The following is a 26561-nucleotide window of genomic DNA, read 5'->3' as shown; positions in this document are numbered from 1 at the left end:
AGAGGTGTCCCTCGCGGCGAGACCGCGTCAATCAACTGGCATGCAAATCTAGATGCTCTCTTTCGTCGCTCAGCGTGTCGCGAAAGGCGTGATCGTCCTGCTTGCGATCGTCGTCCTCAATTTCTTCCTGATCCGGCTGGCACCCGGCGACCCCGCAATCGTGATGGCGGGCGAGGCCGGCGCCAGCGACCAGGTCTTCGTCAAGCAACTCCGGGAAAAGTTCGGCCTCGACAAGCCGCTGCCCGAGCAGCTCTTCATCTACGTCAAGGGCATCGCCACCCTCGACCTCGGCTTTTCCTTCCGCCAGCAAGCACCTGTGGCAAAGCTGATCGCGGAACGGCTGCCGGCGACATTGCTATTGACGATGTCCGCATTCGCGATCTCGCTGGCACTTGGCGTTCTCTTCGGCACCTTCGCCGCCCGGTTTGCCGGGACGCTCCTCGACACCGGGATCACGATCTTTGCGCTGATCTTCTACGCCATGCCGATCTTCTGGGTGGCACTGATGGGCATCCTGCTGTTCTCGGTCACGGTCGATTGGCTGCCGAGCTTCGGCTACGAGACGGTCGGCGCCAACCTCACCGGCCTTGCTCACGCGGTCGACGTCGCAAAACACCTGATCATGCCGGCGATAACGCTCGGCCTGTTCTTCATGGCGACCTATACCCGCATGACGCGCGCCTCGATGCTGGAGGTGAAGCGGCTCGATTTCGTCAAGACCGCGCGCGCCAAGGGCCTCTCTGATTCCGTCATTCAGCGCCGCCACGTGCTGCGCAATGCGCTGCTGCCCGTGGTGACGCTCGCCGGTGTCCACGCCGGCACGCTGATCGGCGGCGCCGTCATCACCGAGACCGTGTTCGCATGGCCAGGCATCGGGCGTCTGATGTACGACGCGCTGCTTCAGCGCGACTACAATCTGCTGCTCGGTGTGTTCGTGACCTGCTCGGTCATGGTGCTGATCTTCAATCTCATCACCGACCTCGTCTATCGACTGGTCGACCCACGCATCGAATTCGCCGCATGAAACAGTTCTGGAAATCGATGCTGAAGAGCCCGAGCGGCGTCATCGGGCTCATCATCCTGCTGCTCGCGATCTCGGTTGCCGTGTTCGGGCCACTGCTATTCCCGAACTCACCCTGGCGCATGGTGCAGCGGCCGTTCCTGCCGCCCTTCACGCTTTCCACGGTGCCGCTCGGCACCGACGCGCTCGGCCGCGACGTGTTCGCCGGCATGATCTTCGGTGCTCGTGTCTCGCTGCTGGTCGGCCTCGTCTCGACGCTGGTCGCGCTCGTCGTCGGTGTTCCCATTGGCGCCATGGCCGGCTATTTCGGCGGCAAGGTCGACGACGCCTTGATGCGCTTCACCGAGTTCTTCCAGACCATTCCGAGCTTCGCGCTGGCGATCGTGCTGGTCGCGATCCTGCAGCCCTCGATCTATTCGATCGTGGCCTCGATCGCGGTGGTGAGCTGGCCGCCGGTCGCGCGCCTCGTCCGCGGCGAGGTGCTGTCGTTGCGCACGCGCGAATATGTCCAGGCTGCCGTGGTCACGGGCCAGAGCAACAGCTGGATCATCCTGCGCGAGATCCTGCCCAACGCGCTGTCGCCGGTGATCGTGCTGGCCTCGCTGATGGTGGCGACCGCGATCCTGCTGGAATCCTCGCTCTCCTTTCTGGGGCTCGGCGATCCCAATCTGATCTCCTGGGGCTACATGGTCGGCGCCGGCCGCACCGTGATCCGCCAGGCCTGGTGGATTACGGTGTTTCCGGGCGTCGCCATCCTGATCTCGGTGCTCGGCCTCAATTTGATCGGCGAAGGCCTCAACGATGCGCTCAATCCGCGGCTCTCGCGGGAGGGACGCTGATGATGACCGCCCCGCCCGCCGTCTCGATCAAGAACCTCAGGATCGCGCTGCCCAAGGGCGCCGAGCGTCCCTTCGCAGTCGACGGCGTCTCGCTGGACTTGCGACCCGGCAAGATCGTCTGCGTCGTCGGCGAATCCGGCTCGGGCAAGTCGATGTGCGCGCATGCGCTGATGGGCCTGCTGCCGGACACCGTTTCGGTTACCTCCGGTGAGATCCAGTTCGAAGGCCGCGACCTGCTCAAGCTCGACGACGACGGCTGGCGCGACCTGCGCGGCCGCAGGCTCGCGATGATCTTCCAGGAGCCGATGACCGCGCTCAATCCGTTGATGCGGATCGGCGACCAGATGGCCGAGATGTTCGAGGCCCACGGCCTGCTGACGCCCAGGGAGCGACGCGCCAAGGCGTTATCGCTCGCGCGTGAGGTCGGCCTGCCCGACCCCGAGCGTATCGTGCGCGCCTATCCGCACCAGCTCTCCGGTGGCCAGCGCCAGCGCGCCATGATCGCGATGGCGCTCGCGCTCGAGCCGGCCGTGCTGGTCGCGGACGAGCCGACCACGGCGCTCGACGTCACCACGCAGGCGCAGATCCTGAAATTGATCCGCAACCTCCAGCGCAACCGCAACATGGCGGTGATGTTCATCACCCATGATTTCGGCGTGGTCGCAGACATCGCCGATCAGGTCGTGGTGCTCAGGCATGGCAAGGTCGTCGAGGAAGGCCCTGCCGCGACCGTGTTCAACGGTCCGCAGCACGACTACACCAAGGCGCTGCTCGCCGCCGTGCCGTCGATGCACCCGCCCCCGCGCGCGCCGCTCGACGACCAGGCCAAGGCCGTCGAGGTGATCGGGCTGGACAAGACCTACGTCACGTCCGGCGGCTGGTTTCGCGAGGATCGTCGCGTCGATGCTGCGCGCGCAGTCAACTTCAACATTCTCAAGGGCGAGACGCTCGGCCTCGTCGGCGAATCCGGTTCCGGCAAATCGTCGGTGGCGCGGCTGGTGATGCGGCTGATCGAGGCCGACCGCGGCACGGTGCGGATCGGCGATACCGATCTGACGCAGCTCTCGGGCAAGGCGCTGCGCACCGAGCGCCATCGCATCCAGATGATCTTTCAGGATCCGTTCGCCTCGCTCAATCCGCGGCGCAAGATCGGCCACATCATCGCCGACGGCCCGATCGCGGCCGGTCTTGATCCGAAGGACGCGTTCGACCGCGCCCGCGATCTCCTCAAGATGGTGGGCCTGGACGCCGGCGCGCTCGATCGCTATCCGCACGAATTCTCCGGCGGCCAGCGCCAGCGTATCGGCATCGCCCGCGCGCTCGCGCTCGAGCCCGAGATCATCGTCGCCGACGAAGCCGTCTCGGCGCTCGACGTCTCGGTGCAGGCGCAAGTGCTCAAGCTGCTCGAAGACCTCAAGAGCCGCCTCGGACTCTCGATGCTGTTCATTACCCACGACTTACGGGTCGCTGCGCAAATCTGCGACCGCATCGCGGTGATGCAGCGCGGCGCCATCGTCGAGCTGAAGCCGACGGCACAGCTGTTCGCTGCACCGGAGCACGCCTATACGCGAGAGCTGCTGGCCGCGGTGCCGGGGCAGAAGGAACGTGCACCAGCCGCGTGAGGCGCGGTTCCATCCGGTATTCCGGTCCGCCTAGGAACGGATCGGTCACGGGCATTTTATCCCTTGTGACCGCAGGCCCGGCTGCAACGATGAAGCCGGCACCCCACATGCAAATGGAATGATTTCCATCATCTGATGATGGATCGAACATCTATTGGAGGCCGATATGGGCCAGATTATTCAGTTTGTCTCGAAGTCCGAGCGCGAGCGTCTTCGCCTCATCCAGGAAGCGCGCGCGATCTACGACAGTATTTTTCCCCCGGCGGATTCGTCGGGCGAGCAGTCGACCGCTGTCACGCGGCAGGGCGACAGGGGCAACCTCGCATGATCAAGATCATCGCCGTGCTTTGCAGCCTCGCTTCTCCATCCAATTGCCACGAGCAACTCGTCACCAGCTCGGACTTTGCGCAGGTCTCGGTGCAGTCCTGCCTGATGGGCGCGCCGCAGCTTGCCGACTGGATGAACCAGCATCCGGCCGAGCGCCTCGCCGCCTGGCGCTGCGTGATCGGTCAGCAGAACGGCCGGGGAATTTAGCGGCGCAGGATCGCCCGTTGGAGATTGCGCGATCCGGTTGAACCGTGACGAGCAGGCCTCGCCAAGCTAGAGTGGCGAGCATGCTCGGCAGAGGGGACACCGGATGCAGGTTGCCAGCCTCGTTCTTCCCGTATTCGCGATCATCGTCACCGGGTGGCTCGCGGGGGCGTCGGGCTATCTCTCCCGCTCTCTCGCCGACGCGCTGGTGCATTTCGCCTACAATGTCGCGATGCCGGCGCTGCTGATCGTCACGATCGCGCAGGAGCCGGCACGCAATCTCCTGGAGTGGCGCTTCCTGCTCGCCTTCGGCGGCGGATCGCTGATCTGCTTCGCGCTGGTCTTCCTCGCCATCCGCGCTGGCGGACGGCACGATCTCGCCAGCAGCACGATCCAGGGCATGGCGGCGGCGATGACCAATACGGGCTTCGTGGCGCTACCGATCCTGCATGCGATCTACGGCCAGCCCGCTGTCTTGCCCGCTGCCGTGGCAACTGTCTTCGTCGCCGCCGTGATGTTTCCGATCACGGTCATCCTGCTGGAACGGGACGCGCACGGCACTGCGCATGCCGCCGCGCTCGCAAAGCAGATCCTGCTCAATCCGATGGTGCTGTCGACGCTCACCGGCCTCGTCTGGGCCATCACGGGGCTGCCGATTCCGGCAACTGTGGCGACCTATCTGAACATGATCGCCGCGGCGCTGACGCCCTGCGCACTGTTTGCCATCGGGCTCGGCCTGTCGGTCGAAAGCCTTCGATCCAGTCTCAGCACATCGTTCGCACTCGCGGCCGTGAAGCTGGTGGTGATGCCCCTGATCGTCTATGGCCTTTGCGTGCTGACAGGCCTCAATCCGCTTTACACCGTCGCCGCCGTCATCTGCGCGGCCGTGCCGACGGCGAAAACCGTCTACGTCCTGGCGCACGAGCACAAGGTCGAGGAGAAGCTGGTTGCGGCCACGGTCTCGGTCACGACGATGCTATCGGTCGCGACCTTGCTGGTCGCGCTCTATCTTCTCTCGGGCCTCGCGACAGGAACGCTCTAGCCGCCTTTTCGCGCCCGATCTCACTTGGGATTGGTATTGCTCCAGGTCGGAACTGAATTGGTGACGCCGACTGACGGCCAACTATATGTCCCGATCGATGGGGCCGTGACTGTGCCCACCGTTTGTCCTGATGAACCATAGGACGGCCTCGGCTGTGCCGCCGTCACGCCCGAGCTGCCATAGGTTGGAGCCAGCACGCGCGTGCTGTAGTGGCTGCTGGATCTCTGCTTCTTCGCTTCAGCCGCGAAAGGTGCCGCCACCAGGCCGGCGGTGACGAACGCCGCAACGGCGAGTTTGATGCTTGTGAATTTTATGCTTGTCATGGCCGATCCCTTCCTCGTCAGGGCCTCACCTGCCATCTGTTCATGCATCGGACGATTTTCCAGAGGAACACGTTCATAACTCCGTGCGCACACGATAGTGGCGGAGACGGGCGCCGCGCGGACTGGCGCTGCGGGATCCTCGCCTTCGGATCGACCCGAATCAGCGCTAGGGCATCGCACTGACCTCTCTGGACGCGAGTGACATGACCGGCCCCGAACTGAAGCAGCTCCGCAACGACCTCTCAGACGCCATCGAGCGGAAGCTCACCGCGGCCGACATGGCGAAGCTGTGCGCGCTGCCGGAGCACGGCGGCGCCGACACCATCCGGCGCTGGGAGGTGAGCGGCCCGACACTTGCCGCGACCAAGGTGCTTCGCGTACTCGCGATGGCGAGCGAGCGGTATCCGATCCTGGAGAAGTTCGACATCTTCGATCGCCACGACGTGCGCGAGGAAGACCGTCCCGCCAAGCGCGCGGCCTTCCGCGCGCAGATGCGCGATGAGGTGCGGCGGCGTCTTGGTTAACGGAACGCGTGCGGGAGGTTACCGCAAGCCAGGCCGATTAAGCCTTCCTTCACCACTTCTTAAGACGCCATTAAGCACGAAAATCATTTGCGGCCCAATAAGTTAGGTTGGGCGCCGCTGTGCCACGCATGTGACAGCATTTTCATCAAAAGCGAGCTATCTGCAAAACCAACGCGGCGCGGATTGCGCGCCTGCCGGGGACCTGAAGTGTTGGAGTTCGAGACTATGAAGAAGATTCTGTTTGCAACCGTTGCGCTGCTCATGGTGAGCGCGGCTGCGCCGGCGATCGGTGCCGATCTCGGCGCCCGCCCCTATTACAACAAGGCTGCGCCGGCCTATGCCGCGCCGATCTACAACTGGACCGGCTTCTACATCGGTGCGCATGTCGGCGGTGCGTTCTCCAGCGACAATAATTTCAACGGCCTCTCGACCGGCAACAACGGCAATGGCCGTTTCCTCGGCGGCCTGCAGGCCGGTGCGGACTGGCAGGTCAATCCGAACTTCGTGGTCGGCGCCGAAGCCCAGTATTCCTGGCTCTCCGGCAATGTCGGCGCGGTGTTCCCGGGCGGCGTGGCCTACACCAACGACCAGCGCGGCCTCGGTTCGATCACCGGTCGTGTCGGCTACACCTGGGGCCCGGGCCTGGTCTACGTGAAGGGCGGCTACGCCTATTCCGACAACAATGAGAAGGTGACTGTTGGCGGCGTGCCGACCGGCTTCATCATCTCTGGCGGTCACAGCAACGGCTACACCGTTGGTGCCGGTCTCGAATACATGTTCGCACCGAGCTGGTCGGCCAAGGCCGAGTACCAGTATTACAATTTCGGCGACGCGCACTTCACCGCGGGTCCGCTGGTCGGCACCGGCAACTTCACCACCGACGACCACACCTTCAAGGCCGGCGTTAACTACCGCTTCAACTGGGCAAGCCCGGTCGTTGCGCGCTACTGATCGCGCCTCATAAACGCTTCCCGCTATCAAGGGCCGGCATCGCTGCCGGCCCTTTCATTTTTTGCCCTGCGGAACTGCCAAGCATTTGTGCAACTTGCGATTTTTTAACCCGGGCCGAGGATACTGCGCGGCGAAAATAAGAGATCACGGGTGTGGGGGAATTTTCGATGGCAATCCGTCTGAGCTTGGGCCGTTTCAAGCCGCGCTTCAAAATGCCGAAATGGGGATTGCGTGGCAGCCTGATTGCGGCGTTCGCCGTGATCGCGGGCATGGGCCTCGTGATCGCAGCCGGCGCCGGCTTCGTGTTCAACCATCTCGGCTCGACCATGATGGATTTGAGCGGCCGCGACATCCCGCGCCTCGCCGCCAGCCTTCAGCTCGCCTCGCAAAGCGCGACGCTCGCGGCACAAGGCCCCGGCCTGCTCGCCTCTCCCAGCGACGACGCCCTGAACGACCGCACCAAGAACGTGAAGGACATCCAGCAGCAAGCGATGGCCAAGCTCGGCGAGATCATCGAGCTCGGCGCCGACCAGCAGACCGCGAACGCGCTCCGCGACACCGCCAAGAGCATCGATGACGCCACGCAGAGCCTCGTCTCGGCGGCGCGCGAACGGCTCGACACTGGCGCGCTGCACGAGAAGCAGTATGAAGCGCTGCGCAAGGCGCAGATCGCGTTCGTCGGCGCCGCCGGCCCCGCGATGCTCGATACTCAGACACGCCTGAACGCGATCCTCGGTTCGGCGGAAGTGTCGGCCGATGACGCGACCGAGGCCGCGCGCACCGTCGCCCAGGTCTCGACCATCTCCGCCAATGGCAATCTGATGGCCGCCGACATGATGGCGGCGCTCTCGGCCAACAGCAGTGACACGCTCGAAGCGATCGAGAAGGAATTCAAGACCACCCGCGACCGCGTCAAGTCCAACCTCGAGGACCTCCCGAACATCCCCTCGATGCAGGCGGTGCGCGGCGCGGTGGAGAGGCTGTTCGCCTTCGGCGAAGGCAAGACCGGCGTGTTCAAGATCCGCCAGAAGGAGCTCGACTCCATCGACTACGGCCAGACCATCCTGGACGAGACCCGCAAGCTCAATGTCGGTCTCGGCATCAGCGTGCAGGCACTCGTCGACGGCGTGCAGAAAGAGACCAACGCGTCGACCTTCCAGGCCCGCCAGGAGATCTCGCTTGCCACCACCGCAATGCTGGCGCTGGGCGGGCTGACGCTGGTCGGCTCGGCGCTGTTCGTCTGGCTCTATGTCGGCCGCAACATCCTGCGCCGCATCCGTGAGCTGCAGCGCGCCATGCAACTGCTCTCCGCCGGCGACCTCGATACCGAGATCGTCCGCTCCCGTCAGGACGACGAGATCGGCGCGATGAAGGAAACGCTGACGGTGTTCCGCGACAGCATGATCGAAGCCCGCTCGCTTGCGAGCGAGCAGGACAAGGATCGCGTCGTCAAGGCCGAGCGTGCCGCGCACCTGGAGGCGAAGATCGCCGAGTTCGAGGGCACGGTGCGCTCCGCGCTCGACAATCTCGCGCAATCGGCCAATTCGATGCAGGCCACCGCACAGAGCATGTCGACCACCGCAGACCAGTCCAATGCGCTGGTGAACGCAGTCGCGTCCGCCGCGGAGGAGACCTCGGTCAACGTGCAGACCGTGTCGTCGGGCACCGAGCAGCTGTCGTCCTCGATCGAGGAGATCAGCAAGCAGGTCGTCACCTCGGCTGCGATCGCCAAGAAGGCGGTCGACGAGGCCGGCGCCACCGACGCCACCGTGCAGAGCCTGGCCGACAGCGCAAGCCGCATCAGTGTCGTGGTCGACCTGATCCAGACGATTGCGTCGCAGACCAATCTGCTCGCACTCAACGCCACCATCGAGGCCGCGCGCGCAGGCGAGGCCGGCCGCGGCTTCGCCGTGGTCGCTTCCGAGGTGAAGAGCCTTGCGAGCCAGACCGCGAAGGCGACGGAGGAGATCCGCACCCAGATCGCCAGCATGCAGCAGGTCACGACCTCGGCCGTCGGCGCCATCCAGGGCATCGGCCGGATCATCGGCGAGATCAACGACGTCACCACGACGATCGCGGCCGCAGTCGAGGAGCAAGGTGCAGCCACCCGCGAGATCGCCCGCAACATCCAGCATGCGGCCGGCGGCACCAGCGAAGTCTCCAGCAACATCGTCGGCGTCTCCACGGCCTCGGCCGAGGCCGGCGCCGCGGCGACCGAAGTGCTGAGTGCATCGGACGCGCTCCGCCGCGAGGCCGACATGCTGCGCGGAGAGATCGACGCGTTCCTCAACAACATGCGGGCGGCGTAAGATTTCGCTGTCATTCCGGGGCGCCTCGAAGGGGCGAACCCGGAATCTCGCGCAACAATCTCCAGATTCCGGGTTCGCGCTTTCGCGCGCCCCGGAATGACGAGCCTTCTGGCCTTGCACCCCCTCCCTCTCCTTGCCGAGCCGCCTTGCTGCAAAAACTGCAAAACAACCCCATGCACAGTAGAAGCGCGATTGCTCGCCGGTATGGGGGCTGCTCGGTCAGGTCATTGCAGCATCGAGCAAATCGGCAGCAAACCGGCAAAGATCGCCACATCGGCGGCGCGGATTCGTTTTCGTGACCGGCCGCGCTGTCAGGTCGGGCGCGATTCGGGCTGATACAATTTCGTATTTTTCGAATATCGTTTGACCTGTCGGGCAAAACAGTGGCATTATGCCATCATGCCCATTCGGGGCCGCACCGTATTACGGTGACAGTACACTAAATAGATCATCCGTCTTCCTCCACGGACGGCTTGGGCCCGCGCTTGGCTGGCTTCAGGACGCGCCCGGTCTGGCGTTCGATACGGGCGAGAAATCGGTTATCTCCGAGCGGCCGGCCGATGCTTTCCGCAGACCGCAGTGCGTCGAACAGATCGGTCTCGGGCTCGGTTGCCAGCAAGTCGGCGAACGCCGGAAAACGATCGCGGATCGGCGCCAACGCGGTCAGGCCATCGTCCTTGCCGCGCAAATGCGCACGCGTGCTCGACCAGCGCCAATCTTGCGCGCGCTGCACCCGGCGCGCCCGCACAGGGTTGAGCGACACGTAGCGCAGCGCCGCCGCAAGATGCTGTTCGTCCATGACGACGGCGCCGAACCGACCTTGCCAGAAATGACCGGTGCGCTTGCGCCGCGCCTGGATGGTCCCGGCGTAGCTGCGGTGAACGCGTGCGAGCGCATGGCGCAGCCCGTCGGGATCGGACGGCACCAGGATGAGGTGCACGTGGTTGGGCATCAGGCACCAGGCCCACACCTCGACCCCGGCGGCCTTGCAATTCGCCGCGAGCAGGTCGCGATACAGCGCATAGTCGTCATCGCCGAAGAACGTGCGGGCCCGGCCATTGCCGCGCTGGGTGACATGGTGGGGATGGCCGGGGATGACGACACGGGCGAGGCGAGCCATGCCGCATCATGGCAGCGAATGCGGGCGGCGTCAATTTAGTGCACTGTCACCGTAATTCCCGGCGGCCCGACAATTCGCAGCGAGCAGATCGCGATAGTGCGCGTAGTCGCCATCCTCGAAGAATGTGCGTGCGCGGCCATTGCCGCGTTGAGTGACGTGGTGGGGATGGCCGGGGATGACGACGCGAGCGAGACGAGCCATGGCAGCATGCTGCTCGCGAATGTGCGGAATGTCAATTTAGTGCACTGTCACCGTAATTCCAATTTAGTGCACTGTCACCGTAATTCTCTGTCACCGTAATTCTGGATCGATCATCGCGGGCGAGATCAGTGAAGTTCGGCCCCGACCGCCGCTTAGCCGCGATAGCGACCTGTAGCCCAGTCCGGAGCGAGTAATCCGGGCTGCGGAAAAAAAGCCACGGTATGACCGCCATGCGGAGACTATTGCGTGCCCTTTTTCGGCTGGCGCCGCGGCCGCGCTGGGTTTAAGCCGGTAGCATGAACGCAAAAACCGACACCGTGCAGTCCTCGGCCGAGGCCCTGCGCTATCCCTGGGACCAGCATCCCGGCCACGACGAAGTCGTCGAGGTCCGGCCCGGCGTGTTGTGGGCGCGGCTGAAACTGCCGTTCCGCCTCAACCATGTGAACATCTACCTGCTCGCCGACGGCGACGGCTATGCGATGGTCGACGCCGGCTTCGGCAACGAAGAGACGATCGAGGCCTGGACCAAGCTGTTCGAGGGCCCGCTGAAGGGCGTCAACATCACCCGCCTGATCGTCACGCACTCGCACCCCGACCATGTCGGCCTCGCGGGCTGGATCGTCGAGCGGTTCAAATGCCCGCTGGTGATGTCGCAGGTCGAATATCTACAATCGGTCTATCACCAGAACCGCGGCACCGAGGAGCGGCGCGAGGCGCAGCGGCTGTTCTTCCGCCGCCATGGCATGGACGAGTCGCTGACCGAGAAGCTGCTCGGCCGCGGCCAGGATTATCTCAAGCGCGTCTCGGTGCTGCCGCCGTCCTACCGCCGCATCTCGCACGGCGACGAGGTCGTGATCGGCACACGCCGCTTCAAGGTCATCACCGGCGGCGGCCATGCGCTCGACCAGGTGATGCTGTATTGCGCCGACGACAAGCTTTTCCTCTCCGCCGACCAGGTGCTGAGCAAGATCTCGCCGAATGTCAGCGTGTGGGCGGTCGAGCCCGACCAGAACTCGCTCGGCGAATATCTGGCTTCGCTTGCGAGCCTCACCACCACCCTGCCCTATGACCTCCTGGTGCTGCCAGGCCACGGCGTGCCGTTTTATGGATTGAAGACCCGCATCAAGCAGCTCGCCGACCATCATGAGGAGCGCTGCCGCCTGATCGCGGAAGCCTGCCGCGAGGTGCCGCAGACCTCGCGCGCCCTGGTGCCCGTGGTGTTCAACAAGCACGTGCTCGACGAGCACCAGATGGGCTTTGCCGCCGGCGAGCTCGTCGCCCACGTCAACTACATGATCGTCGAGGGCCGGCTGACAGCCGAGACCAAGGATGGCGTGCTGCAGTTCAGGACGACGTGAGAGCCAAAGCCCAGCCGGCTCACTTCATATTCGCGATCGCATGTAACGCCGCGATGTAGCCGAACGGGCCCAAGCCGCAGATCACGCCGGTCGCCACGAACGAGATCTTCGAGTGGCGATGATATTCGTCGCGGGCGTGAATGTTGGAGATGTGGACTTCCAGCACCGGGCCCTCGAACGTCTTGATCGCGTCCATGATCGAGACCGAAGTGAAGGAGAGGCCGGCTGGATTGATGACGATGGCATCGGCATCCTGCCGCGCCGATTGGATCAGATCGACCAGCACGCCTTCGTGGTTGGATTGGTGGAAGGCAAGCTTGAGCCCGAGCCTGGTGGCCACTTCTTCGCAACTCGCATTGACCTGCTCGAGCGTCGTCGCGCCGTAGATGTGCGGCTCGCGAATGCCGAGCATATTGAGGTTGGGACCGTTGAGGATCATCACGCGCTTCATGGACACGTCCTTTTAGGGGTTAACCGCCAAGGCGCTTGGCCGGGCCGGTGACGGGATTCCGGCCGAACCACCTGGAAGAGCAGCCGATATTGCAGAGCAGCATTGGACGCTGACGCGAACTTGATCGGGATCAAGTTTCAGATCGCACGATAGGGCATTTTGCCCAAATGCCCCTCACGGCCAAATGTGGGATAGCGCATAGACATTAGAGCTGGAAAAGCTCTAAGGATATCCGCTCTTTTGGTCAGTTCCGTCTCAGGTTGCACCGATGGATTACGCTGAATTCTTCAATTCCGCCCTCGACCGTCTCCATACCGAGCGCCGCTATCGCGTGTTCGCCGATCTGGAGCGGACAGCCGGCCGGTTCCCGCACGCGGTCTGGCACTCGCCGAAGGGCAAGCGCGACGTCGTGATCTGGTGCTCCAATGATTACCTCGGCATGGGCCAGCACCCGAAAGTGGTCGGCGCCATGGTCGAGACCGCGACCCGCGTCGGAACCGGCGCAGGCGGTACCCGCAACATCGCCGGCACGCATCATCCGCTGGTGCAGCTCGAGGCCGAGCTCGCCGACCTCCACGGCAAGGAAGCCGCGCTGCTGTTCACCTCGGGCTATGTCTCGAACCAGACCGGCATCGCCACCATCGCCAAGCTCATTCCGAACTGCCTGATCGTGTCGGACGAGCTCAACCACAATTCGATGATCGAGGGCATCCGTCAGTCCGGCTGCGAGCGGGTGGTCTTCCGCCACAACGATCTCGCCGATCTCGAAGCGAAGTTGAAGGCCGCGGGCCCGAACCGGCCGAAGCTGATCGCCTGCGAGAGCCTCTATTCGATGGACGGCGACGTCGCCCCGCTCGCCAAGATCTGCGATCTCGCCGAGAAGTATAATGCGATGACCTATGTCGACGAGGTTCACGCCGTCGGCATGTACGGCCCGCGCGGCGGCGGCATTGCCGAGCGTGATGGCGTCATGCATCGCATCGACATTCTCGAGGGCACGCTGGCGAAAGCGTTCGGCTGCCTCGGCGGCTACATCGCCGGCAACGGCCACATCATCGACGCCGTGCGCTCCTATGCGCCGGGCTTCATCTTCACCACCGCGCTGCCGCCGGCGATCTGCTCGGCCGCGACAGCCGCGATCAAGCACCTGAAGACCTCGAGCTGGGAGCGCGAGCGTCACCAGGACCGCGCTGCCCGCGTCAAGGCGATCCTCAATGCCGCGGGCCTTCCCGTGATGTCGAACGACACCCACATCGTACCGCTATTCGTCGGCGATCCAGAGAAGTGCAAGCAGGCCTCGGACATGCTGCTCGAGGATCACGGCATCTACATCCAGCCGATCAACTATCCCACGGTCGCCAAGGGCACCGAGCGCCTGCGCATCACGCCCTCGCCCTATCACGACGACGGCCTGATCGATCAGCTTGCCGAGGCCCTGTTGCAGGTGTGGGACCGGCTCGGCCTGCCCCTGAGCGAGAAGTCGCTGGCGGCGGAGTAGGCGTTTCCCTTCGCCTCTCCCCGCTTGCGGGGCGCGGGAGAGCAGGCAGCTCACCCCTGGCTTAACGACAACCCCAGTTCCTGCCCTCGCCGGCCATTTCGCTGTCGCCTCCACCCCGCCAACGCGCTAGATTTGCAGGGAAAATGAGATCGGGCGCCCTTGCGCCCAGGGAGACGCACGCTCGCCATGCTGCACGATTGGGGCGTGATTGCCGCCGCCTTCGGCTATATCGGTTTCCTGTTCCTGGTGGCGAGCCATGGCGACCGCCGCTCGTCAGCCAAGCCCGGCCGCGCGTCCGGACTGATCTATCCGCTGTCGCTGGCGATCTACTGCACCTCCTGGACCTTCTTCGGCTCGGTCGGCTTCGCCACCCGCACCTCGACCGACTTCCTTGCGATCTATGTCGGCCCGATCCTGATGATCGGCCTCGGCGCCGGCGTCCTGCGCCGCGTGATCCAGCTCGCGAAAGCGCATAACATCACCTCGATCGCCGACTTCATCGGCGCGCGCTACGGCAAGAGCCAGGCCGTGGCGGCAACGGTGGCGCTGATCGCGATCATCGGCTCGGTGCCCTACATCGCGCTGCAGCTCAAGGCGGTCGCCTCCTCGCTCGAAGTCATCCTGAGCGAGGACCAGGCGTTCTCCCACATCCCGATCCTCGGTGACATCGCGCTGATGGTGACGCTGGCGATGGCGGCATTCGCGGTGCTGTTCGGCACGCGGCAGACCGACGCCACCGAGCATCAGCACGGCCTGATGCTGGCGGTTGCGACCGAATCCACCATCAAGCTGGCGGCCTTCCTCACCGCCGGCATCTTCGTCACTTTCTGGATGTTCTCGCCGCACGAATTGATCGAGCGCGCGATGAAGACGCCGGAGGCGGTGCGCGCCATCGACTATACGCCGTCGATCGGCAATTTCCTCACGATGACGCTGCTGTCGCTGTGCGCGATCATGCTGCTGCCGCGGCAGTTTCACGTCAGCGTGGTCGAGAACTCCAGCGACGCCGAAGTCAGCCGCGCGCGCTGGCTGTTCCCGCTCTATCTCGTCGCCATCAATGTGTTCGTGATCCCGATCGCGCTCGCCGGCCTCATCACCTTCCCGTTCGGCGCGGTCGACCCTGACATGTACGTGCTGGCCTTGCCGATGGAGGGCGGCGCGGGACTTCTCAGCGTCGCCGTCTTCGTCGGCGGCCTGTCGGCGGCTACCGCGATGGTGATCGTCGAATGCGTCGCGCTTTCGATCATGGTTTCGAACGACCTCGTGGTGCCATTGGTGCTGCAACGTCGACCCGAGGGGCGCGCGGGCGGCACCGACTTCGGCGACTTCCTGCTGCGCTCGCGGCGGCTTGCCATCTTCGCCATCATGGTGATGGCCTATTTCTACTATCGCGCGCTCGGCAACGCCCAGCTCGCCGCGATCGGCCTCTTGTCCTTTGCCGCCATTGCGCAACTCGCACCCGCCTTTTTCGGGGGACTGTTGTGGCGGCGGGCGACCGCGCGCGGCGCCATCGGCGGCATGCTGGTCGGCTTCGCGGTGTGGTTCTACACGTTGTTCCTGCCGAGCTTCATGGACACGTCGACATCAGGCCTGTTGCTGCTCCAGCACGGCCCCTTCGGCATCGAGGCGCTGCGGCCGCAGGCGCTGTTCGGCGCCGACCTGTCGCCGCTGATGCATGGCGTGGTCTGGTCGCTCTCGCTCAACATCCTCACCTATGTGCTGCTGTCGCTGGCGCGGCAGCCTTCGTCCATCGAGCTGGTGCAGGCCGACCTGTTCGTGCCCAATACGCTCGCCCCGATCGCCCCGAACTTCCGCCGCTGGCGCACCACGATCACGGTGCAGGACATCCAGGCCACGGTCGCGCAATATCTCGGGCCCGAACGAGCCCAGCACTCGTTCGAAGCTTTCTCGGCGCGGCGCAATATGCGGCTGGAGTCGGGGGCGCCCGCCGATTTCGAGCTGCTGCAGCACGCCGAGCACCTGATCGCCTCCTCGATCGGAGCCGCGTCCTCCCGCCTCGTGATGTCGCTGCTGCTGCGCAAGCGCACGGTCTCCGCGAAGGCCGCATTGAAGCTGCTCGACGATTCCCACGCGGCCCTGCATTTCAACCGCGAGATCCTGCAGACCGCGCTCAACCATGTGCGCCAGGGCATCGCGGTGTTCGATGCCGATCTGCAGCTGATCTGCTCCAACAGGCAGTTCGGCGACCTGCTCAACGTGCCGCCGCATTTCATCCAGTTCGGCACGCCGCTCCGCGAGATCCTGGAATTCATGGGCGTGAGCGATCCCGCCGATCAGTCTGACCGCGAGGCGATGATCGAGCAGCGACTTTTGGCCTACACCACCGACGGCGAACCCTATCTCGAACGCCTGCCGGAACGCCACATGGTGATCGAGGTGCTCACCAACCGCATGCCCGGCGGCGGCTTCGTCATCACCTTCACCGACGTCACGCCGACCTTCGAGGCGGCGGAAGCGCTGGAGCGCGCCAATGCGACGCTGGAAAAGCGCGTGCGCGACCGCACCGAGGAGCTGACGCGATTGAACTCGGAGCTGGCGCTGGCCAAGAGCGCGGCGGAGGACGCCAGCATCTCCAAGACGCGCTTCCTCGCGGCCGCCAGCCACGACATTCTCCAGCCACTGAACGCGGCGCGGCTCTATGTCACGAGCCTGGTCGAGCGCCAGCACAATGGCGAGGAGACGCGGCTGGTCGAGAATATCGATGAATCGTTGCAAGCGATCGAGGAGATCCTCGGCGCGCTGCTCGACATCTCCCGCCTCGATGCCGGCGCAATGGCAACCTCGATCTCGAGCTTCAAGATGGCCGACCTGATGCGCTCGCTGGAGATCGAGTTCGCCCCGATCGCCCGCGCCAAGGGCCTCGATCTCACCTTCGTGCCCTGCTCGCTGCCGGTCGAGTCGGACCGGCTGCTGCTGCGGCGGCTGTTGCAGAACCTGATCTCGAACGCGATCAAATACACCCCGCGCGGGCGGGTGCTGGTCGGCTGCCGCCGCCGCGGCGCCTCGCTCGCGATCAACGTCTACGACACCGGCGTCGGTATCCCCGCGGCGAAGCGCAGCGAGATCTTCAAGGAGTTCCACCGCCTCGAGCAGGGCGCGCGGATCGCGCGCGGCCTCGGACTGGGACTCTCGATCGTCGAGCGGCTGGCGCGCGTGCTGGGCCACAGCATCGCCATCGACGCCAACACGAGCGGCGGCTCGCTGTTCTCCGTGACGGTGCCGACGGCGAAAGCCGTGACGCTCACCGCGGCGGTGACCAGCGCAACGCCGCTGGCGCGCACGCCGATCTCCGGCGCCCTGATCGTCTGCATCGAGAACGACGCGGCGATCCTCGACGGCATGCGGACGCTGCTGAAAGCCTGGGACGCCGAGGTGATCGCGGTCGCCGATCCCGAAGGCGCGATCGCTGCGATCGAGGCCGCCGGCAAGCGTGTGACGGGGCTGCTCGTCGACTATCACCTCGACCGCGGCAACGGCATCGCCGCCATCCGCGAGATCCGCCGCCGCTTCGGCGACTCTATCCCCGCGATCCTGATCACCGCCGATCGCAGCCCGGCCGTGCAAAGCGCGGCGCGCGACGAGAAGATCGCGGTGCTGAACAAGCCTGTGAAGCCGGCTTCGCTGCGCGCCCTGCTCGGACAGTGGCGCACGCAGCAGATGGTGGCGGCGGAGTAAGGCAGGTCTCAATTCTCAGGCGGCCCCGTCCACGTCGATGACGGCCTTGGCAAAGGCCGTCGGTGCCTCCTGAGGCAGATTGTGACCGATGCCACCGGTGATCAGGCGAAAGTCGTAGCGACCCGAGAACATCTTGGCGTATGCGCTGGGCTCCGGGTGCGGCGCGCCATTGGCGTCACCTTCCATCGTGATCGTCGGCACGTTGATCATGGGAGCAGAAGCGAGCTTCTTTTCGATCTCCTCGTACTTCGCCTCGCCTTGGGCGAGCCCGAGGCGCCAGCGGTAATTGTGGATCGAGATCGCGACGTGATCCTTGTTCTCGAATGCCTTCGCGCTGCGATCGAAGGTGGCGTCGTCGAACTTCCATTGCGGCGAAGCGAGCTTCCAGATCAGCTTGGCGAAGTCATGGGTGTACTTCTCGTAGCCGGCGCGGCCGCGCTCGGTAGCGAAATAGAACTGGTACCACCATTGCAGCTCGGCCGCCGGCGGCAGCGGCGCGCTTCCCGACGCCTGGCTCGAGATCAGATAGCCGCTGACCGACACCAGCGCACGGCAACGCTCCGGCCACAGCGCGGCAATGATATCGCAGGTACGCGCGCCCCAGTCGAAGCCGGCAAGGACGGCCTTCTTGATGTCGAGCGCATCCATCAAAGCGATGATGTCGGAGGCCAGCGCGCCCGGCTCGCCGTTGCGCGGCGTCTCGCTGGAGAGGAAGTTCGTCGAGCCGTAGCCGCGCAGATAGGGGATGATGACACGATAGCCAGCCTGCGCCAGGATCGGCGCCACATCGACGAAGCTGTGAATGTCGTAGGGCCAGCCGTGGAGCAGGATCGCGACCGGGCCGGTCGCAGGGCCTGCTTCGGCGTAGCCGACGTTGAGGACGCCAGCATTGATCTGCTTGATCGTGTCGAAAGATGCTGATGTTGCCGAGGACTGCGGCGCTTCCGTTGCAGCGCGCGCCAGGTCGATCATACCGAGGCCGACGGCGGCGGTGCCGGCTGCGATGCCGAGGAACTGGCGGCGATGCGGGTCGATCAACTCTGTCATGGTCGGGTACCTTCTTGATGGTTGTTGGCCCCATCCGATCGGATCGGCGGCAGCCTTGCGATCACGCGACTGCCTAGCAGCGCCAGCGGCCGAAAGCCCGTTTGGACTTGTGAGAAGTTGTGAGGCTGGCGGAAATCCGATTGCGGAATCTGCAAGGTCCTCTCAACCGCAAACACATCGCCCTGCGCTCACATCTGCGACGGCGCCGCCCAGCGTCCACCGCAGCCCGATCCGCGTCTCGTGACGACGTACGACCGCCCCTTTTCGCCGGATCAGGATGGGCGAAAAACACGACAAATCCGAATTTCGGTAAAGTGGAATATTTTGAGCTATGCCGGTTGACCCAGTGCTTGGGTGCTTTGCCCGTCGACCAGCGCCGGCACTGGTGGCCTACCCCGCAGGCGTCCCCTGCTTCCACTGACCGCCGGCGATCTTGGCGGCGGCGATCACGGCCTGGGTGCGGCTTTCGACGCCGAGCTTTTGCAGGATCGCCGAGACATGCGCCTTGATGGTCGCCTCGGAGACGCCGAGCTCGTAGGCGATCTGCTTGTTGAGGAGCCCCTCCGACAGCATCATCAGCACCCGCACCTGCTGCGGCGTCAGCGTCACGAGGCGGTCGCGCAGCTTGGTCATGTCGGGGTCGGCGGCGGCCGTCAGGTCGGTGTCGGCGGGAACCCAGACGTCGCCCTCCATCACCTTGAGGATGGCATCGCGCAGCGTCTCGACGCCGAATCGCTTCGGGATGAAGCCGGAGGCGCCGAAATCGAGCGAGCGGCGGATCGTGGCGCTGTCGTCGGAGGCCGAGACGATCACCACCGGGATCGCCGGATATTGCGCGCGAAGATAGATCAGGCCGGAGAAGCCGGAGATGCCGGGCATCGAAAGGTCGAGCAGGACCAGGTCGACGTCGGAGGTCTGTTCCAGGAGCTTCGTCAGATCCTCGAACGATCCGGCCTCGTCGATCTTCGCCGTGGAGAGGACGCCCGCCACCGCCTGCCGCAGCGCATCACGGAACAGCGGATGGTCATCGGCAATGACGAGATGGGTGGAGGGAGCGTTCATCGATCTCTTGCTGTGGTTCACATCAGCGCCAGTAATCCGGACGGGCGCGATGGTCAATTCTTCCCCGACCGGCCGTGGCATGCAAGGGCACATTATTCCTTTGCCGGAAAGGGGTTAATCCGCAAGCCATATGAAGCCACGCTGCACTATAGGTCAGCATCGTCAGTTGCGTGTCAGTGCGCACGGCCGAAAGTCGTATTGGGGGCAGTTTCACGCCGATGTTACCTTGGCGCAAGACCTGGGTTGATCCGGCATGCCCGGACAGCTGGGACGCGAGGAAACGAGATACGGGGAGCGCATTCACGATGTCCACAATGGCTGCAACGTCGGCTCGGTCGACCGGCATGACAAAGGATGAGCGGTTCGTCATCCTCGCGTCGTCGCTCGGCACCGTCTTCGAGTGGTACGACTTCTATCTGTACGGATCGCTGGCCCCGATCATCGGCGCGCAGTTCTTCTCGGCCTATCCGCCGGCAACCCGCGACATCTTCGCATTGCTGGCCTTTGCCGCAGGCTTCCTGGTTCGCCCCTTCGGCGCAATCGTGTTCGGCCGCGTCGGCGACATCGTCGGCCGCAAATATACCTTCCTCGTGACCATCCTGATCATGGGTCTCTCGACCTTCATCGTCGGCCTGCTGCCCAGTGCGGCAACCATCGGCTTTGCCGCTCCGGTGATCCTGATCGCCTTGCGCCTGTTGCAGGGCCTGGCCCTCGGCGGTGAGTATGGCGGTGCTGCGACCTACGTCGCCGAGCATGCCCCGAATGGCAAGCGCGGCTATTACACCTCCTTCATCCAAACCACGGCGACCATGGGTCTCTTCCTGTCGCTGCTGGTGATCCTGTTCACCCGCACCGCGACCGGCGAGCCGGACTTCGCGGCCTGGGGCTGGCGCATCCCGTTCCTGGTTTCGGTGCTGCTGCTCGGCGTGTCGGTCTGGATTCGGTTGCGCCTCAATGAATCGCCGATCTTCCAGAAGATGAAGGATGAGGGCAAGAGCTCCAAGGCGCCGCTGACCGAAGCCTTTGCCAACTGGCAGAACGGCAAGCTCGTGCTGCTGGCGCTGCTCGGCGGCACCATGGGCCAGGGCGTGGTCTGGTACACGGGCCAGTTCTACGCACTGTTCTTCCTGCAATCGATCCTCAAGGTCGACGGCTATACCGCCAACCTGCTGATCGCGTGGTCGCTGCTGTTCGGCACCGGCTTCTTCGTCGTGTTCGGCGCCCTGTCCGACAAGATCGGCCGAAAGCCGATCATCCTCGGCGGCTGCTTGATCGCGGCGCTGACCTTCTTCCCGATCTTCAAGATGATCTCCAGCAACGCCAACCCCGCGCTGGAAAAGGCGATCGAGGCCACGAAGGTCGAGGTGGTGGCCGATCCCGCGGGCTGCGGCGACCTGTTCAATCCGGTCGGCACCCGTGTGTTCACCGCGCCTTGCGACACTGCCCGCGCCTTCCTCGCCGCTTCGTCTGTCAAGTATTCGACGAGCGCCGGCGCGGCCGGCTCCGGCGTAAAGGTCATGGTCAACGGCAAGGACATCGCCTATCCCGACGCGAAGGCGGGCAACCCGGCGATCACAGCGGCGATCGCGGCGGCGGGCTATCCCAAGGCGGGCGACCCCGGCATCGTGAAGATGTCCAACCCGTTCGACATCTTCCGTCCGCAGGTTGCGGCGATCATCGGTCTGCTCTTCGTCCTGGTGATCTTCGTCACCATGGTCTACGGCCCGATCGCGGCGATGCTGGTCGAACTGTTCCCGACCCGCATCCGCTACACGTCGATGTCGCTGCCTTACCACATCGGCAACGGCTGGTTCGGCGGCCTGCTGCCGGCGACCGCGTTCGCGATCGTGGCCTCGACCGGCGATATCTACGCCGGCCTCTGGTACCCGGTTGTGTTCGCCGTCATCACAGCGGTGATCGGCTTCCTGTTCCTGCCGGAAACCAAGGACGTCGATATCAAGTCGACCTGATTGCTCCTTGGCCGGTACGAGGCCAGCAGCATCCAAACGAACCGGCCGCGGCCTCCGCGGCCGGTTTTGTTTGGCGTCTACTGATTGCTGCCGATGAATTGCAGCACGACCTCCCGGCGATGCGGCCGCGCCCGGTGCTCGACCAGGTAGATCGCCTGCCAGGTGCCGAGCGCGAGCTTGCCCTTGATGACCGGCACCTGCAGCGAGGTCTGCGTCAACATCGTCTTCACATGCGCGGGCATGTCATCCGGCCCCTCCGTGTCGTGTGTCCACGGCACGCTTTCGGGCGCGAGCCGTGCCAGTGCGGTGGTGAGATCGACCAGCACGGACGGATCGGCGTTCTCCTGGACCGTCAGCGACGCCGAGGTGTGGCGGATGAACAGCGTCAGCGCGCCGTCGCGGGCGTTGGCCTCGTTGATGAATTTTGTGACCTCGCTGGTGAGGTCGGTGAAGCCGCGGCCAGGCGTCTGCACGGCGAGCAGCGACGAGACGATCGTGGTGGCCTGCACCGACGATGGCGCCGAGCGGGTGATGGATTTGGCCGATGTCATGAAAGGTCTCTCAACGCGAAAGCTCCCGTGGGGTGGATAGATCAAATCCTCCCCGACACGTCCTTCTGCACCCGGTTGGCCATGTCGATCAGCCGGCGCCAGGCCTTTTCCAGGAACGACATCATGCGATCCATGTCCTGGTCGCTGGGCAAGGGAATCTCGAGTTTGCGGTCGCCCTCGGCGACCTTTGGCTCCGCCTTCTTGAGCGAGTCGGACTTCGGCAGCGCCTCGTCGATCTTGCCCGATACAGTCGGACCGGCGGCGAGCTGTCCCTTCAGCTTCTCGACCTCGGCCTGGAGGCGGCCGATCTCGGCATCGAGCGCGGAGCGCTCGTCGGGCACGGCGTAGCAGGCCCAGCCGGCGCCGGTCTTGCTGCAGGTCGAGACCGTGCCGGTGCGGGTGTCGAGCCGCAGCACGCCTTCGGGGATCGGCGTCATGGTGTAGCGGCCGTTTTCGCCGTCGGGCGCCGATTGAGCGGCCACCAGGCCGCCGCCGACCGCGGTCACCACGACGATTGCCGCCGCACACCATGATGTTGTGGATGATTTCGCCGGTCTCATCGCCCTCTCCGCCACGCTGCGCAGGTGGCCCGCTCCTGAATTCTATACCCCTGCAGCCGATGGCGCATCGCCAGAGCGCGCGAATCCGCCGTCAAAACCCACCCGTTGAATCAACAGTGGCGGCCGCCCCTTTGATCCCGAGAGCGCGGCGAAATGTCGGCCACAGCGGCAGATCGCGCGGAGAGCTGCTGCGGTGCGGCGTCACGCTGTGTGCAGCGCTCGCGTGCGGGTCAATATCCTCAATAAAATCAATTATATAGCCGATCACGACGCGATCGTGACTTGGCTTGACTTGATTATGTGCGGTCAGTATGGTCCGCGCGGCTTTTGAGGGTGGCGGGCGTAATTTCCATTCAACCGCAGCGTTTCGGGTCTTCGTGGCATGGCTCAAGACACGGGACACAGCGGGAATGGAGGTCGCGATAGATCGCCCGAGGAAGCTGCGCTTTCCGAACGGCTCGGAAGTCTCGATCAGCGGTTGTCCGAATTTCGCGACCGCCAGATCAAGACCGAGCAACCCGCAGGTGACGGTGGAGACGGAGCGGCCAGAGCCTCGGCGATGGCGCTTGGTTTTCGGTTATCCTCCGAGTTGGTCGCCGGTGTCGCTGTCGGAGCGGGGATTGGCTGGGGTTTCGACCGCTTGCTGTCGACGTCGCCTTTCGGATTTATCGTGTTCCTGCTGCTGGGCTTCGTGGCCGGCGTGGTGAATGTGGTGAGGTCGGCGGGCGCGGGTCAAAACAGGCGCGGTGGTTCGTAAAGCCGATCCGATCCACGGAGAGGAATTGTCGCGCCGGTTTCGCCGGTGCGGGCCGGCCCGGCCGGCAGACCGAGACACGCCGGCTCGTCCGGCAGACCAAGAGATGCCGCGCCGATGAAAATCGATCCGATCCACCAGTTCAACATCGAGCCTCTCTTCACGCTGGGCCATATCGGCAATCATACGATCGCCTTCACCAATTCATCGCTCTACATGCTGGTGGCCGTCGCCATCATCTCGATCCTGATGCTGGCCAGCGGCACGCAGCTGGTTCCGGGCCGCCTGCAGTCGGTCGCCGAGATTTCCTACGAGTTCATTGCTGCCACGATCCGCGGCAACGCCGGCGCGGAAGGCATGAAGTTCTTCCCGCTGATCTTCTCGCTGTTCATGTTCATTTGCGTCTCGAACCTGGTCGGCATCATTCCCTACACCTTCACGATCTCGAGCCATCTGATCGTCACCGTGGCGCTGGCGCTGGTGGTCTTCTTCACCGTGCTGTTCTACGGCGTCGCCAAGAACGGCCTGAAGTTCTTCAAGATTTTCGTTCCCCACGGCGTCCCCGGCTACATCCTGCCGCTGGTCATGTTCATCGAGATCCTGTCGTTCTTCCTGCGGCCGGTCTCGCACAGCATCCGTCTGTTCGCCAACATGCTGGCCGGCCACATCGCGCTGAAGGTGTTCGCGGGCTTCGTCGCCATGCTGGGCTTCTCGCTCGGCGCCGTCGGCTGGGTCGGCGGCGTGCTGCCGCTGGCGCTCACGGTCGCGCTGTATGCGCTCGAGATCCTGGTCGCGTTCCTGCAAGCCTATGTGTTTGCGATCCTGACCGTCATCTACCTCAACGACGCCATTCATCCGGGACACTGAGCGGTCCGGGGAATTTCCACCCAAAACCCAATCTTTCTTCCAAGGAGTCTAAAATGGATCCGACAGCAGCAAAACTTATCGGCGCGGGCATCGCATGCATCGGCATGGGCGGCGCGGGCGTCGGCGTCGGCGTGATCTTCGGTAACTACCTCGCCGCAGCCGTCCGCAATCCGTCGGCCGCTCAGGGCCAGTTCGGCAACCTGATCTTCGGCTTCGCCGTGACCGAAGCGCTCGGCATCTTCTCGCTGCTGATCGCGCTGCTTCTGCTGTTCGTTTTCTAAAGAACGACTTCTTCCGCGCCGCTTCATCCGAAGCGGCGCGTGACAGCAACAGGAGTACTCCATGGCCGAGAGTCATGGCGGGGCGAAAGCTCCGGCGACCGACGCCCACACCGAAGCCGACGGCGGTCATCACAGCGGCGGCTTCCCGCCGTTCGAGAGCAGCACCTTTGCTTCGCAGCTGGTGTCGCTCGCGATCTTCTTCGTCTTGCTCTACGTGATCGTGGCCAAGCTCGCTCTGCCGAAGGTCGGCGGTGCGATCGAAGCGCGTCAGAACAAGATCGAGGGTGACCTCGCGGAAGCGCAGACGCTGAAGGATCAGTCCGAGGCGGCGCTGAAGGCCTATGAAGGCGAGCTCGCTTCGGCGCGCTCGCGCGCGCAGGCGATCGGCAACGAATCCCGCGACAAGGCGAATGCGCAGGCGGAAGCCGAGCGCAAGACCCTGGAAGAGCAGCTGGCGGCCAAGCTCGCCGAGGCGGAGAAAACCATCGCCTCGACCCGCGCAACCGCCATGAGCAACGTCCGCGGCATCGCGGCCGATGCGGCAGGCACCATCGTGCAGCAGCTCACCGGCGTCATTCCGGATGCGGCGTCGGTCAATGCCGCCGTTGATGCGTCCTTGAAGGGTTAGTCGATATGTTCTTCGATCCTGAAACCTGGGTCGCCGTGGCCTTCGTGATCTTGATGGTCGTGTTCGGCTATCTCGGGATCTTCAAGTCGGCGATGTCGGCGCTCGACAAGCGCGCCGAGCGCATCAAGGCCGAGCTCGACGACGCGACGCGCCTGAAGCAGGAAGCCGCCAAGGTGCTGGCCGACTACAAGGCCCGCAGCGCCTCGGCCGAACGCGAGGCCGCCGATATCATCGCCAACGCCAGGAGCGAAGCCGAGCGCATCGCGACCGAGGCCAAGGCGAAGATGGAAGACTTCGTCGCCCGTCGTACCAAGACCGCGGAGAACAAGATCGCGCTCGCCGAGGCCCAGGCGCTGGCCGATGTCCGTGCCGCAGCCGCGGAAGCCGCCGTGCAGGCCGCCTCCACGATCTTGTCGCAGTCGGTCAAGGGCCAGGTCGCCGACGATCTGCTCGCCAAGGGCATTACCGAGGTTCGCCAGAAGCTGAACTGAGGGGTCCGTCCTCACCCATCAAAAAGCCGGCGCTGATAGCGCCGGCTTTTTTGTTTTCGATAGCGCACCCGCAAATGCGGTGTCATCACCCGCGAAGCCGGAGCATGACAGCTGGGCGAGTGGCTCACTTCTTCTTCCGCACCTTCGGCTCGGGCGACAACGCCTGCGGGTCGAAGCCGACATAGAAGATGTAGGAATCGGCGACTGCGGCCGACGGCAGCGGGTAGGACAGATCCTCGGCGACGAAGGTAAAGGGCACGCTGGCGCCCTCGGTCATCTGGACCGTGGTCCGGTACGCCTTCGAGGCGATCACTTTCTCGCCGACGCCGCCCTGGACCACGGCAACGCGCAAGGGAACTTCGACCGTCGCAGGTGCGCCAGCGGGGCCCGCTATGACGCGGCCCTGGATGCCGATATGCGCGGTGATCTCGCCGCCATTGCGGATGCATTCACGCGCCATCTTGGAGATCGAGGCCTGGAAACGCACGTCGTTGCCGACCGCCGGCTTGCCGCTCGCCCCGACGCCATAGGTGGACGCTCCGGCGCGCACCGTGACCTGCGGGCAATCATATTCGTCGTCGGCCTGAGGCGCGCCAGGCGCAGGCGCGGGCTTCGGCGGCGCGGGGTCGTCGGATTTGCCGCCGAACAGGCTCTTGAAGCGGTCGGTCAGCGATTGCGCAGCGACCGGCGACACCGCCGCCAATGATACCGACAGCGCCAGCGCGATCACCGGACCCCGCCGCAGCGCATTCCGCAATGATCGAAGCTCATTCATGAACGGCAGTACTCCATCACAACATCCGGCCGATCAGCCGGCTCGTGCGGGTTATATCGCCAAAATCGGCGAACCCAAGGCAGGAAAAG

General features: G+C 64.5%; 28 protein-coding genes. 18 read left to right on the top strand and 10 right to left on the bottom strand.

Features of this window, described 5'->3' with window-relative positions:
- Positions 1-52: 52 nt before the first annotated feature.
- From L6637_RS12950 to L6637_RS12925, 6 genes are all read left to right on the top strand, one after another.
- A complete protein-coding gene (locus tag L6637_RS12950) occupies positions 53-1024 on the top strand; it encodes an ABC transporter permease (RefSeq protein WP_237870839.1) in 972 nt (323 codons plus the stop codon).
- Positions 1021-1860: an ABC transporter permease gene (locus tag L6637_RS12945; RefSeq protein ID WP_237864067.1), complete on the top strand. Its 840-nt coding sequence runs from the start codon at positions 1021-1023 to the stop codon at positions 1858-1860. The genes L6637_RS12950 and L6637_RS12945 overlap by 4 nt, the downstream gene beginning before the upstream one ends.
- A gap of 2 nt (positions 1861-1862) precedes the next feature.
- A complete protein-coding gene (locus L6637_RS12940) occupies positions 1863-3482 on the top strand; it encodes an ABC transporter ATP-binding protein (RefSeq protein WP_237870955.1) in 1620 nt (539 codons plus the stop codon).
- Positions 3483-3648: 166 nt separating this feature from the next.
- Complete coding sequence (locus tag L6637_RS12935; RefSeq protein WP_237864068.1) at positions 3649-3810, top strand: hypothetical protein; 162 nt, start codon at positions 3649-3651, stop codon at positions 3808-3810.
- Complete coding sequence (locus L6637_RS12930) at positions 3807-4016, top strand: hypothetical protein (protein ID WP_237864069.1); 210 nt, start codon at positions 3807-3809, stop codon at positions 4014-4016. Before L6637_RS12935 ends, L6637_RS12930 begins: the two co-directional genes overlap by 4 nt.
- A 103-nt stretch (positions 4017-4119) precedes the next feature.
- Positions 4120-5055: an AEC family transporter gene (locus L6637_RS12925; RefSeq protein WP_237870837.1), complete on the top strand. Its 936-nt coding sequence runs from the start codon at positions 4120-4122 to the stop codon at positions 5053-5055.
- A gap of 20 nt (positions 5056-5075) precedes the next feature.
- Here L6637_RS12925 and L6637_RS12920 read toward each other — a convergent pair whose 3' ends face one another.
- Positions 5076-5378: a hypothetical protein gene (locus tag L6637_RS12920; RefSeq protein ID WP_237870835.1), complete on the bottom strand. Its 303-nt coding sequence runs from the start codon at positions 5376-5378 to the stop codon at positions 5076-5078.
- A 203-nt stretch (positions 5379-5581) separates the two neighbouring features.
- Here L6637_RS12920 and L6637_RS12915 point away from each other — a divergent pair, with 203 nt between their 5' ends.
- The 3 genes from L6637_RS12915 (at position 5582) to L6637_RS12905 (ending at position 9162) form a co-directional block, all read left to right on the top strand.
- Positions 5582-5902 carry a hypothetical protein gene (locus L6637_RS12915; RefSeq protein ID WP_237864072.1) on the top strand — a complete coding sequence of 107 codons (321 nt, stop codon included), beginning with the start codon at positions 5582-5584 and terminating at the stop codon, positions 5900-5902.
- Between the two features lie 225 nt (positions 5903-6127).
- Positions 6128-6853: an outer membrane protein gene (locus L6637_RS12910; RefSeq protein WP_237864073.1), complete on the top strand. Its 726-nt coding sequence runs from the start codon at positions 6128-6130 to the stop codon at positions 6851-6853.
- A 167-nt stretch (positions 6854-7020) separates the two neighbouring features.
- Positions 7021-9162 (top strand): methyl-accepting chemotaxis protein, encoded by a 2142-nt coding sequence (locus tag L6637_RS12905; protein ID WP_237864074.1) that lies wholly within the window; start codon positions 7021-7023, stop codon positions 9160-9162.
- Between the two features lie 448 nt (positions 9163-9610).
- Here the strand turns inward: L6637_RS12905 and L6637_RS12900 are convergent, their stop codons facing one another.
- The gene (locus L6637_RS12900; RefSeq protein WP_237864075.1) at positions 9611-10282 is read right to left on the bottom strand and encodes a transposase; all 672 of its coding nucleotides are present in this window, start codon (positions 10280-10282) and stop codon (positions 9611-9613) included.
- 30 nt (positions 10283-10312) lie between these two features.
- On the bottom strand, positions 10313-10483 hold the full coding sequence (locus L6637_RS12895) for a hypothetical protein (protein ID WP_237864076.1): 171 nt from the start codon (positions 10481-10483) through the stop codon (positions 10313-10315).
- 296 nt (positions 10484-10779) lie between these two features.
- Here L6637_RS12895 and L6637_RS12890 point away from each other — a divergent pair, with 296 nt between their 5' ends.
- Positions 10780-11841: an MBL fold metallo-hydrolase gene (locus L6637_RS12890; RefSeq protein WP_237864077.1), complete on the top strand. Its 1062-nt coding sequence runs from the start codon at positions 10780-10782 to the stop codon at positions 11839-11841.
- A gap of 19 nt (positions 11842-11860) precedes the next feature.
- Here the strand turns inward: L6637_RS12890 and aroQ are convergent, their stop codons facing one another.
- Positions 11861-12292 carry a type II 3-dehydroquinate dehydratase gene (gene aroQ / locus L6637_RS12885; RefSeq protein ID WP_237870834.1) on the bottom strand — a complete coding sequence of 144 codons (432 nt, stop codon included), beginning with the start codon at positions 12290-12292 and terminating at the stop codon, positions 11861-11863.
- A 268-nt stretch (positions 12293-12560) separates the two neighbouring features.
- Between aroQ and hemA the strand changes: the two genes are divergently transcribed.
- Both hemA and L6637_RS12875 read left to right on the top strand, forming a co-directional pair.
- Positions 12561-13790, top strand: coding sequence for a 5-aminolevulinate synthase (gene hemA / locus L6637_RS12880; protein WP_237864079.1), 1230 nt, complete (start codon positions 12561-12563; stop codon positions 13788-13790).
- Positions 13791-13976: 186 nt separating this feature from the next.
- A complete protein-coding gene (locus L6637_RS12875) occupies positions 13977-17486 on the top strand; it encodes a PAS domain-containing hybrid sensor histidine kinase/response regulator (protein WP_237870833.1) in 3510 nt (1169 codons plus the stop codon).
- Between the two features lie 15 nt (positions 17487-17501).
- On the opposite strand, the gene L6637_RS12870 is transcribed toward L6637_RS12875, so the two are convergent.
- Together L6637_RS12870 and L6637_RS12865 are read right to left on the bottom strand one after the other, a co-directional pair.
- A complete protein-coding gene (locus tag L6637_RS12870; RefSeq protein ID WP_237870832.1) occupies positions 17502-18533 on the bottom strand; it encodes an alpha/beta fold hydrolase in 1032 nt (343 codons plus the stop codon).
- Positions 18534-18923: 390 nt separating this feature from the next.
- Entirely contained in the window at positions 18924-19595 is a 672-nt protein-coding gene (locus tag L6637_RS12865) for a response regulator (RefSeq protein ID WP_237864082.1), read from the bottom strand.
- 344 nt (positions 19596-19939) lie between these two features.
- Between L6637_RS12865 and L6637_RS12860 the strand changes: the two genes are divergently transcribed.
- Positions 19940-21565 carry an MFS transporter gene (locus L6637_RS12860; RefSeq protein ID WP_237864364.1) on the top strand — a complete coding sequence of 542 codons (1626 nt, stop codon included), beginning with the start codon at positions 19940-19942 and terminating at the stop codon, positions 21563-21565.
- 77 nt (positions 21566-21642) lie between these two features.
- Here the strand turns inward: L6637_RS12860 and L6637_RS12855 are convergent, their stop codons facing one another.
- The 3 genes from L6637_RS12855 to L6637_RS12845 all read right to left on the bottom strand — a co-directional run bounded on the left by L6637_RS12855 (position 21643) and on the right by L6637_RS12845 (position 22944).
- The gene (locus L6637_RS12855; protein WP_237870830.1) at positions 21643-22116 is read right to left on the bottom strand and encodes a secondary thiamine-phosphate synthase enzyme YjbQ; all 474 of its coding nucleotides are present in this window, start codon (positions 22114-22116) and stop codon (positions 21643-21645) included.
- Between the two features lie 41 nt (positions 22117-22157).
- Entirely contained in the window at positions 22158-22676 is a 519-nt protein-coding gene (locus tag L6637_RS12850) for a hypothetical protein (RefSeq protein ID WP_237870828.1), read from the bottom strand.
- Between the two features lie 91 nt (positions 22677-22767).
- Positions 22768-22944, bottom strand: a complete 177-nt coding sequence (locus L6637_RS12845) for a hypothetical protein (protein ID WP_237864085.1) — start codon at positions 22942-22944, stop codon at positions 22768-22770.
- A gap of 114 nt (positions 22945-23058) precedes the next feature.
- Here L6637_RS12845 and L6637_RS12840 point away from each other — a divergent pair, with 114 nt between their 5' ends.
- The 5 genes from L6637_RS12840 (at position 23059) to L6637_RS12820 (ending at position 25697) form a co-directional block, all read left to right on the top strand.
- A complete protein-coding gene (locus tag L6637_RS12840; RefSeq protein ID WP_237864086.1) occupies positions 23059-23433 on the top strand; it encodes an AtpZ/AtpI family protein in 375 nt (124 codons plus the stop codon).
- A gap of 114 nt (positions 23434-23547) precedes the next feature.
- A complete protein-coding gene (locus L6637_RS12835) occupies positions 23548-24297 on the top strand; it encodes a F0F1 ATP synthase subunit A (RefSeq protein WP_237870826.1) in 750 nt (249 codons plus the stop codon).
- 53 nt (positions 24298-24350) lie between these two features.
- The gene (locus tag L6637_RS12830; protein WP_092238250.1) at positions 24351-24578 is read left to right on the top strand and encodes a F0F1 ATP synthase subunit C; all 228 of its coding nucleotides are present in this window, start codon (positions 24351-24353) and stop codon (positions 24576-24578) included.
- A gap of 61 nt (positions 24579-24639) precedes the next feature.
- Positions 24640-25206 carry a F0F1 ATP synthase subunit B gene (locus L6637_RS12825; RefSeq protein WP_237864088.1) on the top strand — a complete coding sequence of 189 codons (567 nt, stop codon included), beginning with the start codon at positions 24640-24642 and terminating at the stop codon, positions 25204-25206.
- 5 nt (positions 25207-25211) lie between these two features.
- Positions 25212-25697 (top strand): F0F1 ATP synthase subunit B family protein, encoded by a 486-nt coding sequence (locus L6637_RS12820; protein ID WP_237870824.1) that lies wholly within the window; start codon positions 25212-25214, stop codon positions 25695-25697.
- A gap of 124 nt (positions 25698-25821) precedes the next feature.
- Here L6637_RS12820 and L6637_RS12815 read toward each other — a convergent pair whose 3' ends face one another.
- Entirely contained in the window at positions 25822-26472 is a 651-nt protein-coding gene (locus L6637_RS12815; protein WP_237870821.1) for a hypothetical protein, read from the bottom strand.
- Positions 26473-26561: the final 89 nt, after the last annotated feature.

The organism is Bradyrhizobium zhengyangense (assembly GCF_022012435.1).
In the GTDB taxonomy this organism is placed as follows: Bacteria; Pseudomonadota; Alphaproteobacteria; order Rhizobiales; family Xanthobacteraceae; genus Bradyrhizobium; species Bradyrhizobium zhengyangense.
The sequence above is the reverse complement of the archived record's forward strand: the minus strand, read 5'-3'. Positions and strand labels throughout refer to the sequence as shown.

Coding starts and splice junctions, on each gene's coding strand:
- L6637_RS12905 (WP_237864074.1), top strand. CDS start 7,021: ATGGCAATCCGTCTGAGCTTGGGCCGTTTCAAGCCGCGCTTCAAAATG.
- L6637_RS12930 (WP_237864069.1), top strand. CDS start 3,807: ATGATCAAGATCATCGCCGTGCTTTGCAGCCTCGCTTCTCCATCCAAT.
- L6637_RS12875 (WP_237870833.1), top strand. CDS start 13,977: ATGCTGCACGATTGGGGCGTGATTGCCGCCGCCTTCGGCTATATCGGT.
- L6637_RS12830 (WP_092238250.1), top strand. CDS start 24,351: ATGGATCCGACAGCAGCAAAACTTATCGGCGCGGGCATCGCATGCATC.
- L6637_RS12815 (WP_237870821.1), bottom strand. CDS start 26,472: ATGAATGAGCTTCGATCATTGCGGAATGCGCTGCGGCGGGGTCCGGTG.
- L6637_RS12855 (WP_237870830.1), bottom strand. CDS start 22,116: ATGACATCGGCCAAATCCATCACCCGCTCGGCGCCATCGTCGGTGCAG.
- L6637_RS12910 (WP_237864073.1), top strand. CDS start 6,128: ATGAAGAAGATTCTGTTTGCAACCGTTGCGCTGCTCATGGTGAGCGCG.
- L6637_RS12925 (WP_237870837.1), top strand. CDS start 4,120: ATGCAGGTTGCCAGCCTCGTTCTTCCCGTATTCGCGATCATCGTCACC.
- L6637_RS12950 (WP_237870839.1), top strand. CDS start 53: ATGCTCTCTTTCGTCGCTCAGCGTGTCGCGAAAGGCGTGATCGTCCTG.
- L6637_RS12870 (WP_237870832.1), bottom strand. CDS start 18,533: ATGACAGAGTTGATCGACCCGCATCGCCGCCAGTTCCTCGGCATCGCA.
- L6637_RS12900 (WP_237864075.1), bottom strand. CDS start 10,282: ATGGCTCGCCTCGCCCGTGTCGTCATCCCCGGCCATCCCCACCATGTC.
- L6637_RS12915 (WP_237864072.1), top strand. CDS start 5,582: ATGACCGGCCCCGAACTGAAGCAGCTCCGCAACGACCTCTCAGACGCC.
- L6637_RS12940 (WP_237870955.1), top strand. CDS start 1,863: ATGACCGCCCCGCCCGCCGTCTCGATCAAGAACCTCAGGATCGCGCTG.
- L6637_RS12890 (WP_237864077.1), top strand. CDS start 10,780: ATGAACGCAAAAACCGACACCGTGCAGTCCTCGGCCGAGGCCCTGCGC.
- L6637_RS12840 (WP_237864086.1), top strand. CDS start 23,059: ATGGCTCAAGACACGGGACACAGCGGGAATGGAGGTCGCGATAGATCG.
- L6637_RS12920 (WP_237870835.1), bottom strand. CDS start 5,378: ATGACAAGCATAAAATTCACAAGCATCAAACTCGCCGTTGCGGCGTTC.
- aroQ (WP_237870834.1), bottom strand. CDS start 12,292: ATGAAGCGCGTGATGATCCTCAACGGTCCCAACCTCAATATGCTCGGC.
- L6637_RS12860 (WP_237864364.1), top strand. CDS start 19,940: ATGACAAAGGATGAGCGGTTCGTCATCCTCGCGTCGTCGCTCGGCACC.
- L6637_RS12820 (WP_237870824.1), top strand. CDS start 25,212: ATGTTCTTCGATCCTGAAACCTGGGTCGCCGTGGCCTTCGTGATCTTG.
- L6637_RS12825 (WP_237864088.1), top strand. CDS start 24,640: ATGGCCGAGAGTCATGGCGGGGCGAAAGCTCCGGCGACCGACGCCCAC.
- L6637_RS12935 (WP_237864068.1), top strand. CDS start 3,649: ATGGGCCAGATTATTCAGTTTGTCTCGAAGTCCGAGCGCGAGCGTCTT.
- L6637_RS12945 (WP_237864067.1), top strand. CDS start 1,021: ATGAAACAGTTCTGGAAATCGATGCTGAAGAGCCCGAGCGGCGTCATC.
- L6637_RS12835 (WP_237870826.1), top strand. CDS start 23,548: ATGAAAATCGATCCGATCCACCAGTTCAACATCGAGCCTCTCTTCACG.
- L6637_RS12865 (WP_237864082.1), bottom strand. CDS start 19,595: ATGAACGCTCCCTCCACCCATCTCGTCATTGCCGATGACCATCCGCTG.
- hemA (WP_237864079.1), top strand. CDS start 12,561: ATGGATTACGCTGAATTCTTCAATTCCGCCCTCGACCGTCTCCATACC.
- L6637_RS12895 (WP_237864076.1), bottom strand. CDS start 10,483: ATGGCTCGTCTCGCTCGCGTCGTCATCCCCGGCCATCCCCACCACGTC.
- L6637_RS12850 (WP_237870828.1), bottom strand. CDS start 22,676: ATGAGACCGGCGAAATCATCCACAACATCATGGTGTGCGGCGGCAATC.